The sequence below is a fragment of the Bacillus sp. CHD6a genome (assembly GCF_001293645.1).
Classification (GTDB): domain Bacteria; phylum Bacillota; class Bacilli; order Bacillales; family Bacillaceae_I; genus Sutcliffiella_A.
Window position 1 is genome coordinate 31792 of the sequence record NZ_LBMD01000013.1, and the last position, 8768, is coordinate 40559.

The 8768-nt window shown below is 39.8% G+C and carries 9 protein-coding genes and 1 other annotated feature; all 9 genes read left to right on the top strand.

Translation table 11 applies throughout. From position 1 onward, the window contains the following. The first annotated feature begins 23 nt into the window (after nt 1-23). The 9 genes from sigG (at nt 24) to ileS (ending at nt 8345) form a co-directional block, all read left to right on the top strand. Entirely contained in the window at nt 24-803 is a 780-nt protein-coding gene (sigG, locus tag AAV98_RS12030; protein ID WP_060665819.1) for an RNA polymerase sporulation sigma factor SigG, read from the top strand. Between the two features lie 170 nt (nt 804-973). After that, on the top strand, nt 974-1234 hold the full coding sequence (locus AAV98_RS12035) for a YlmC/YmxH family sporulation protein (protein ID WP_060665820.1): 261 nt from the start codon (nt 974-976) through the stop codon (nt 1232-1234). Nucleotides 1235-1338: 104 nt separating this feature from the next. Continuing rightward, complete coding sequence (pgeF, locus tag AAV98_RS12040) at nt 1339-2169, top strand: peptidoglycan editing factor PgeF (protein WP_060665821.1); 831 nt, start codon at nt 1339-1341, stop codon at nt 2167-2169. Beyond that, on the top strand, nt 2169-2855 hold the full coding sequence (locus AAV98_RS12045) for a YggS family pyridoxal phosphate-dependent enzyme (protein ID WP_060665822.1): 687 nt from the start codon (nt 2169-2171) through the stop codon (nt 2853-2855). The genes pgeF and AAV98_RS12045 overlap by 1 nt, the downstream gene beginning before the upstream one ends. A gap of 16 nt (nt 2856-2871) precedes the next feature. Beyond that, a complete protein-coding gene (locus tag AAV98_RS12050; protein WP_060665823.1) occupies nt 2872-3336 on the top strand; it encodes a cell division protein SepF in 465 nt (154 codons plus the stop codon). A 6-nt stretch (nt 3337-3342) separates the two neighbouring features. Next, nucleotides 3343-3612 (top strand): YggT family protein, encoded by a 270-nt coding sequence (locus AAV98_RS12055; RefSeq protein WP_060665824.1) that lies wholly within the window; start codon nt 3343-3345, stop codon nt 3610-3612. Between the two features lie 75 nt (nt 3613-3687). Further along, complete coding sequence (locus AAV98_RS12060; protein WP_060665825.1) at nt 3688-4461, top strand: YlmH family RNA-binding protein; 774 nt, start codon at nt 3688-3690, stop codon at nt 4459-4461. A 79-nt stretch (nt 4462-4540) separates the two neighbouring features. Then, nucleotides 4541-5041 (top strand): DivIVA domain-containing protein, encoded by a 501-nt coding sequence (locus AAV98_RS12065; RefSeq protein WP_060665826.1) that lies wholly within the window; start codon nt 4541-4543, stop codon nt 5039-5041. A 91-nt stretch (nt 5042-5132) separates the two neighbouring features. Beyond that, nucleotides 5133-5368 (top strand) — a binding site (T-box leader). A gap of 208 nt (nt 5369-5576) precedes the next feature. Next, complete coding sequence (gene ileS / locus AAV98_RS12070; protein WP_060665827.1) at nt 5577-8345, top strand: isoleucine--tRNA ligase; 2769 nt, start codon at nt 5577-5579, stop codon at nt 8343-8345. Nucleotides 8346-8768: the final 423 nt, after the last annotated feature.

Here is an 8768-nt window from a genome sequence, read left to right on the forward strand (position 1 = left end):
AACTCCTGTTAGGAGGGGAAAGAATGACACGTAATAAGGTAGAGATTTGTGGAGTAGACACCTCTAAGCTTCCTGTTTTGAAAAATGAAGAAATGAGGAAGTTGTTTCGTGAAATGCAAAGCGGTGAACTTTCTGCACGTGAAAAGCTTGTGAATGGTAATTTAAGGCTTGTATTAAGTGTTATTCAACGGTTTAACAACCGTGGAGAATTTGTCGATGACTTATTTCAAGTAGGATGTATTGGATTGATGAAATCTATTGATAACTTTGATTTAGGTCAGAATGTTAAATTTTCTACATATGCAGTACCGATGATCATCGGAGAAATCAGACGATACCTTCGAGACAATAATCCAATTAGAGTCTCAAGGTCGTTACGTGATATCGCTTATAAAGCACTGCAGGTGAGAGAAAGATTAATGAGTGAAACATCCAGAGAGCCAACAGCAGAAGAGATTTCAAAAGTTTTGGAAGTACCACATGAAGAAATTGTTTTTGCCCTTGATGCCATCCAAGACCCTGTCTCATTGTTTGAGCCAATTTACAATGATGGGGGAGACCCTATCTATGTTTTGGATCAAATTAGTGATGAGAAAAACAAAGATATTCAATGGATAGAAGAGATTGCTTTAAAAGAGGGAATGAGACGCCTGAATGACAGGGAAAAACTCATTTTGAGAAAACGTTTCTTTCAAGGTAAAACACAGATGGAAGTTGCTGATGAAATCGGAATTTCGCAAGCTCAAGTTTCTCGCCTGGAAAAGGCAGCAATCAAGCAGATGAATAAGAATATTCAAAGCTAATGCAGGAAAATATACAAATAAAAGTTCCAGGATCCTCCTCTTAGATGGATCACTGGTTCTTTTTTTTTGGACAAGTTAATGTATGTAACAAAACTTTTTTCTTTTCTCCTCATGAAGTTTGATGCAACTATCATATAGTTAAGTATGATAGTTAAAATGGGGGAATGGACATGGTAAAAATATCTGATTTTCAAATGAAAGATGTGGTAAGTGTCTCAGATGGAAAGAAACTTGGTAACATTGGGGATATAGATATAAATCTAACAAATGGAAAAATTGAGGCCATCATCATTACCGGTGGAGGGAAAATGTTAGGTTTTTTTGGAAAGGATGAGGAGGTTGTTATTCCTTGGCGAAATATCGTCAAAATCGGTGCAGATGTAATTCTTGTGCGTTATCAAACAAAAGTAGAAACCACCTATGAAGAATGATGCGCGAAAATTACTGTCGAAAGGGCCAATAATATTCAAAGTTAGTAGAAAAATGTGGTACAATATGAAAGAATATTAGTGTAAGAATAAAGAAGGTGTCATAAATGACGGAGCCATTTGTTCTGGAAAAGGAACAAACACTGTCTCTCCCTGATTGGAAAGCGAATGCTTCTAACTTGATAGTCGGATTTACGACGAAAAATGGAGGCGTCAGTGAAGGACAATTCAGTACATTGAATATGGGTTTGCATGTCAATGATTCAGTGGATGCTGTTTGTCAAAACAAAGAAATTTTGGCAAGCCAGTTGAATATACCCACAACAAATTGGGTAGGATGCGACCAAACCCATGAAGATAAAATCATAAAAGTAAACAGCGATGATAAAGGTAAAGGTGTCTATTCCTACAGCACTGCTTTGGCAGGAACAGATGGCATTTATACAGATATTGAAAATATTTTATTAACACTATGTTTTGCTGATTGTGTGCCATTGTACTTTTATTCCAAGGAACATTCTCTCGTTGGAATTGCTCACGCCGGCTGGAAAGGCACCGTTAGTAATATTGCCGGCAACATGATTAATCGATGGAAGGAAGATGGCGTTACCATTGATACGATTCAAGTTGCCATTGGTCCTGCTATTTCTGCACAGGCATACATTGTGGATGACCATGTTCTAAATAGAGTAATGGATGCCCTTCCTGATGTAGAAAAGGGAACATACATGAAAGAAATTTCTAGCGGGCAGTATGCTCTTGACATTAAAAGAGTCAATTATGAACTTCTTTTACAAGCTGGTGTGAAGGAGAAAAACATCCTTTGCAGCTCGTTTTGTACAAGCTCTAATGAATCCTTATTTTTTTCCCATCGTCGGGATAAAGGGAAAACAGGAAGAATGATGAGTTTTATTGGTTTGAAAGGTGCGGATTTTTAATGAACGAACAATCAGTCCTGTTAAATCTTTCCGAAATTAAGCAAAATATAAGAGATGCCTGCGGCCGGGCAGATCGTTCAGTAGAAGAGGTAAAGATTATTGCTGTTACAAAATATGTATCAACAGAGCGGGCTCAAGAGGCTGTTACAGCAGGTGTAGCGCATCTTGGGGAAAATCGTGATGATGGTTTTCTAAAAAAATGGGATGCGATATCTAAACAAGCAACGTGGCATTTCATCGGCACTTTACAAACTAAGAAAGTAAAAAATATCATTGATAAAGTGGATTATATTCACTCCTTGGACCGCAAATCCCTAGCAGAAGAAATACATAAAAGGGCAGAAAAAATCATTAAATGCTTTGTTCAAGTAAACGTGTCAGGAGAAGATTCAAAACACGGGCTAAAGCCGGATGAAGTTCCGGGCTTTGTAAAAACGCTGTCAGACTTCCATAACATTCAAATTGTCGGATTAATGACAATGGCTCCTTTTACAGAGGAAGAAGAAATCTTACGAAACTGCTTCCGCGGATTGAAGTCTCTTCAACAAGAAATTCAATTGATGAACCTTCCGTTTGCGCCATGTACAGAATTGTCCATGGGGATGTCCAATGACTACAAGATTGCCATTGAAGAAGGTGCAACATTCGTCCGAATCGGAAGTGCCCTTGTAGGAAACGAACAATAATTTGGAGGTGTAAGGTATGACGATAAAATCAAAATTCAAAAGTTTTTTCGCCTTAGATGATGAAGAATATGAGTACAAAGAATCGGAAGTCTACGAGGAAGAAGAAATGGTAGAAGAGACCAGAAGAACAAGATCGGGGACTACTCAACCTGCTTCAAGACAAAATGTAGTAAGTCTGCAAAGTGTTCAGAAGACATCCAAAGTGGTTCTTTATGAACCTAGATCTTATTCGGAAGCACAAGACGTTGCCGACCATTTAAAGAACCGCCGTGCAATCATCGTCAACTTGCAGCGGATTGACATGGATCAGGCTAAGCGAATCGTAGACTTTTTAAGTGGCACGGTATATGCGATTGGTGGAGATATACAACGCATTGGACAGAACATTTTTTTATGCACGCCAGACAATGTGGATGTATCTGGGTCCATTTCAGAGATTATGCAGCAAGAACAGGAAGAATATACAGACAAGAGGTGGTAGACGTTTATGGTAGTATTTTTTAATTTACTTAACCAACTAGTTACTATATATACTATAGCTTTAATCATTTATATTTTTATGTCTTGGTTTCCAGGAGCAAGGGAGTCATCCTTTGGTAGGATCTTAGGAAGAATATGTGAACCATACCTTGACATGTTTCGCCGCATCATCCCGCCACTAGGAATGATTGACATTTCTCCAATTGTCGCTATTTTCGTATTGCGATATGCGGTTTTAGGGCTTGCAGCTTTGTTTCGTATGATAGGTATATATTAATAGTAAAAGTAGGGAATCTCGATAGAACTTTAACGGGTTTCCCTTCTTATCTTTTTGTAAGAGTAGAGTGATAGGATGAGTATTTATCAACATTTTCGTCAAGAAGAGCATGATTTTATCGACCAAGTATTGGAATGGAAGGACACTGTAATTGAACAGTATGCTTCAAAACTTACGGATTTCCTTGACCCTCGTGAGCAGGAAATTGTCAAAAGTGTAGTAGGAAATAATGAGGAGGTAAAGCTTGCTTTCCATGGAGGAACAAATGGTGCCGAAAGAAAACGTGCCCTATTGTATCCTCCCTACCTCGAACCAACTGCAGAAGATTTCCAATTAAAAGCTTATGATCTTTCTTACCCTGAAAAGTTTGTGAAAATGGAACATCGTCAAGTTCTAGGATCTTTAATGGGGATTGGACTTAAAAGAAGTAAGTTTGGGGATATTTTTTTTCACGATACCACTATTCAAGTTGTACTGAGCGCAGAAGTAAGTGCCTTTGTTGAGTTGCAGCTACAAGAAGTTGGCAAAGTCAAAGTGTCTTTAAATAAGATACCTTTTGAGTCTCTAAAATCAATCGAAACAAGCTGGGACGAAGCTTCAACGACAGCTGCTTCCTTACGTTTGGATGTTATGATAGCGTCCATCTACAATCTTTCCAGACAAAAGGCGCAATTATTGATTGGTGCTAAGAAGGTGAAGATTAACTGGAAGCTTGTCGAGCAGACATCTTTTGAATGCCAGGAAGGAGACATCCTTTCTGTAAGAGGATTTGGAAGAAGCAAATTTTTAACGGTAGATGGAAAAACCAAGAAAGACAAATGGAGAATTATTGTAGGAAAACAAAAATAATTTCTTGTTTGGCAGGAAAAAAAGAGAGTATGTCGAATAATGTTATGTAACAGTAGAGATTTTAATGGAGGTGGCATCAATGCCCTTAACACCACTTGATATTCATAATAAAGAGTTTAATAAGGCTTTTCGTGGCTACGATGAGGATGAAGTAAACGAATTTCTTGATCAGGTCATCAAGGACTATGAGATGATTCTACGTGAAAAGAAGGAGCATGAGGAAAAGGTCAAAGAATTGAATGACCGACTATCTCATTTTAACACGATTGAAGAAACATTAAATAAGTCCATTCTAGTGGCACAAGAATCCGCAGAAGATGTCAGAAGAAATGCTCAGAAAGAAGCAAAACTGATTATCAAGGAAGCGGAAAAGAACGCAGACCGTATTATAAATGAATCATTATTGAAGTCAAGAAAGCTTCAAGTGGAAATAGATGAATTGAAGAAACAATCAAAGATTTTCCGCAACCGTTTCAAGATGCTTGTGGAAGCGCAGCTAGAGCTGATTGACAATGATGATTGGGAACACTTGATGGAATATGAAGAAAAAGATAAAGAATTAGAAGAAAGTGGAGTATAACCTTGACGATATAAGGTTATATTCAGTATAATAACGAAACAAATCAAAGTTTTTTCATACAATAAATACATGCACTTATTTTTATAAACTAATTAAAGCGTAGATAGGGACAGTAGTTTCTCTTACCTCTTATAATAGCGAACCGGGGATGGTGAAAGCTCGGTATAAGGAGAGAAATGAAGATCACCCTAGAGCACGGGACTGAACGCTCATTGCCTCTAAGTCTTGTCGTCACATTCACGTTACGAATGCTAAAGTGGACTAAAACTGCAACCAAGCAGTTTGTCAATTTAGGGTGGTACCACGGGAGATCCTCTCGTCCCTTTCATGGGATGAGGGGATTTTTTTATTTGCTTTAAGATTTCTAGCTGTTGATTGTAGCACATGGCGAAGACTCCTGAGGGAGACCTCCAGGCGGAAGCCGAGAAAGTCATCAGCCCCTAGGAAAGTGAAGACCAGTTCGGAAATCAACAGCGGTAGTTAACAGAACCTTTATTTATGAAAAAACAATAATGAGAAAGTTGGAGGAAAGACCATGGAATATAAAGATACCTTACTAATGCCTAAAACTGAATTCCCAATGCGAGGCAACCTACCAAACCGCGAACCGCAACAACAACAAAAATGGGACGAGATGGACATCTACAAAAAAGTGCAAGAACGCACAAAAGACCGCCCCATGTACGTATTGCACGATGGGCCTCCATATGCAAACGGAGACATCCATATGGGTCACGCACTTAACAAAGTCCTTAAAGACTTCATCGTCCGCTACAAATCTATGAGTGGCTACCATTCCCCGTATGTTCCTGGCTGGGATACTCACGGATTGCCGATTGAAACAGCCCTTACAAAGAACAAAAAAGTAAAACGCAAAGAAATGTCTGTAGCAGACTTCCGTAAATTATGTGAAGAATATGCTTATGACCAAGTGGACCGTCAGCGTGAACAATTCATGCGACTTGGTGTACGAGGAGACTGGTACAATCCATATATCACACTAAAACCTGAATATGAAGCACAGCAAATCAAAGTGTTCGGAGAAATGGCGAAAAATGGACTAATCTATAAAGGATTAAAGCCTGTTTATTGGTCTCCTTCTAGTGAATCTGCACTAGCAGAAGCGGAAATCGAATACCAAGATAAGCGTTCTCCTTCCATCTATGTAGCTTTTAAAGTAGAAGACGGAAAAGGCGTATTAGATGGATCTGAAAGCTTCATCATCTGGACGACCACTCCATGGACTATTCCTGCTAACCTTGGAATTGCTGTGCATGCTGATCTAGATTACAGTGTTGTGGAAGTAAACGGCAGCAAGTTCATCATCGCTGCAGAACTTTTGGAAACTGTATCTAGCACACTTGAGTGGGAAGATGCAAAAGTTGTGAAAACACTTAAAGGGGCAGAATTAGAGCATGTAGTGGCCAAACATCCATTGTATGACCGCACTTCATTGGTAATGCTAGGTGATCATGTAACAACAGACGCTGGAACAGGTTGTGTACACACAGCGCCAGGTCACGGGGAAGATGACTTCATCATCGGAAAGAAATATGGCCTTGATGTATTGTGTCCGGTTGATGCAAAAGGAAATATGACGGATGAAGCACCAGGATTCGAAGGGCTTTTCTATGACGAAGCTAACAAGCCGATCACTGAAAAACTACAAGAAGCAGGAGCACTTTTAAAGCTGAACTTTATCACGCACTCCTATCCACATGACTGGCGTACGAAAAAGCCGACCATTTTCCGTGCAACAGCACAATGGTTTGCTTCCATCGATAAAATTAGAGACAGATTGCTTGAAGCAGTAGCTGAAACTAAATGGGTGCCAGCATGGGGTGAAACTCGCCTATACAACATGGTACGTGACCGTGGAGACTGGTGTATTTCCCGTCAGCGTGCATGGGGAGTTCCAATTCCAGTGTTCTATGCAGAAAACGGACAGGAAATTATCACAGACGAAACAATCGATCATGTATCTGCTTTGTTCAGAGAGCATGGATCTAATATCTGGTTTGAAAAAGAAGCGAAAGACTTGCTTCCAGAAGGTTTCACACATGAAGGAAGTCCAAATGGCACTTTCTTTAAAGAGATGGACATCATGGACGTATGGTTTGATTCCGGTTCATCCCATCAATCAGTTCTAGAAGAAAGAGATGACCTGCAACGTCCTGCTGACCTTTACCTGGAAGGTTCTGACCAATATCGCGGATGGTTCAACTCTTCCCTTACAACAAGTGTAGCTGTAACTGGCAAAGCTCCTTACAAAGGAATCTTGAGTCACGGTTTCGCGCTTGATGGAGAAGGGCGCAAGATGAGTAAATCACTAGGTAACGTCGTTCTTCCTTCTAAAGTAATGAACCAACTTGGTGCAGATATTCTTCGTCTATGGGTTGCTTCTGTTGATTATCAATCTGACGTTCGAGTGTCTGATAACATCTTAAAGCAAGTAGCTGAAGTGTACCGTAAAATCCGTAACACCTTCCGCTTCCTGCTTGGTAATCTTGCTGACTTTGATCCGACCGTAAATGCGGTAGAAATGAAGGATCTTCGTGAAGTAGACCGCTACATGATGGTCAAACTGAACAACTTAATCACGAAAGTGAAAAAGTCCTATGAAGAATATGAGTTTGCTGGTATCTATCATGCTGTTCATAACTTCTGTACGATTGAATTGAGTTCATTCTACCTTGATTTTGCTAAAGACATCCTTTATATCGAAGGAAAAGATCAGCATGACCGCCGTGCCATCCAAACCGTTCTTTATGAGACATTGCTTGCTCTTACTAAACTTGTGACACCAATCCTTCCTCATACAGCTGACGAAGTATGGTCACATATTGATTTTGTAAAAGAAGAAAGTGTACAACTGGTTGATATGCCGGAAGTATTAGCCGTTGACGGTGCAGATGCAATCGAAGAAAAATGGGATAAATTCATGGCACTTCGTGATGATGTGTTAAAAGCACTGGAGGTTGCACGTAACGAAAAAGTTATCGGTAAATCCCTTGCAGCAAAAATCACATTATATCCGAATGCTGAAAATAAGGCATTACTTGACTCTATTGAAGAAAATGTTCAGCAACTATTTATCGTTTCCGGATTGGAAATTGCTGGCGTGAAAGAAGAAGCTCCACAAACTGCGCAACAATTTGAAGGAGTAGCCATCTCCGTTACACCGGCAGAAGGCGAAACGTGTGACCGCTGCTGGGTTGTTACACCGACAGTTGGTGAAGATAAAGACCACCCAACACTTTGCGTTCGCTGTGCAACTGTAGTAAAAGAAAATTATAGTGCTTAATACTTGAAGAAAGGACCTGCGCTGACAACTGTTGGCGCAGGTTCTATTATTATGTTGTGATTGAATTTGTTGTAATGGGATTAAGTAGTCATACGTGTTGAATGAGGACAATGTTCCCTATAATTTAAAGGGAGAGGTAGTCATAGGTGGTGAATGAGGACAATGTTTCCTTTATTTCAAAGGGAGAGGTAGTCATAGGTGGTGAATGAGGACAATGTTTCCTTTATTTCAAAGGGAGAGGTAGTCATAGGCCCTGAATGCGGACAAAGTTTCCCATATTTCTAAGAGAGAGGTAGTCATAGACCCTGAATGCGGACAATGTTTCCCATATTTCAAAGGGAGAGGTAGTCATAGGCCCTGAATGAGGACAATGTTTCCCATATTTCAAAGGAAGAGGTAGTCATAGACCCCGAATGAGGACAA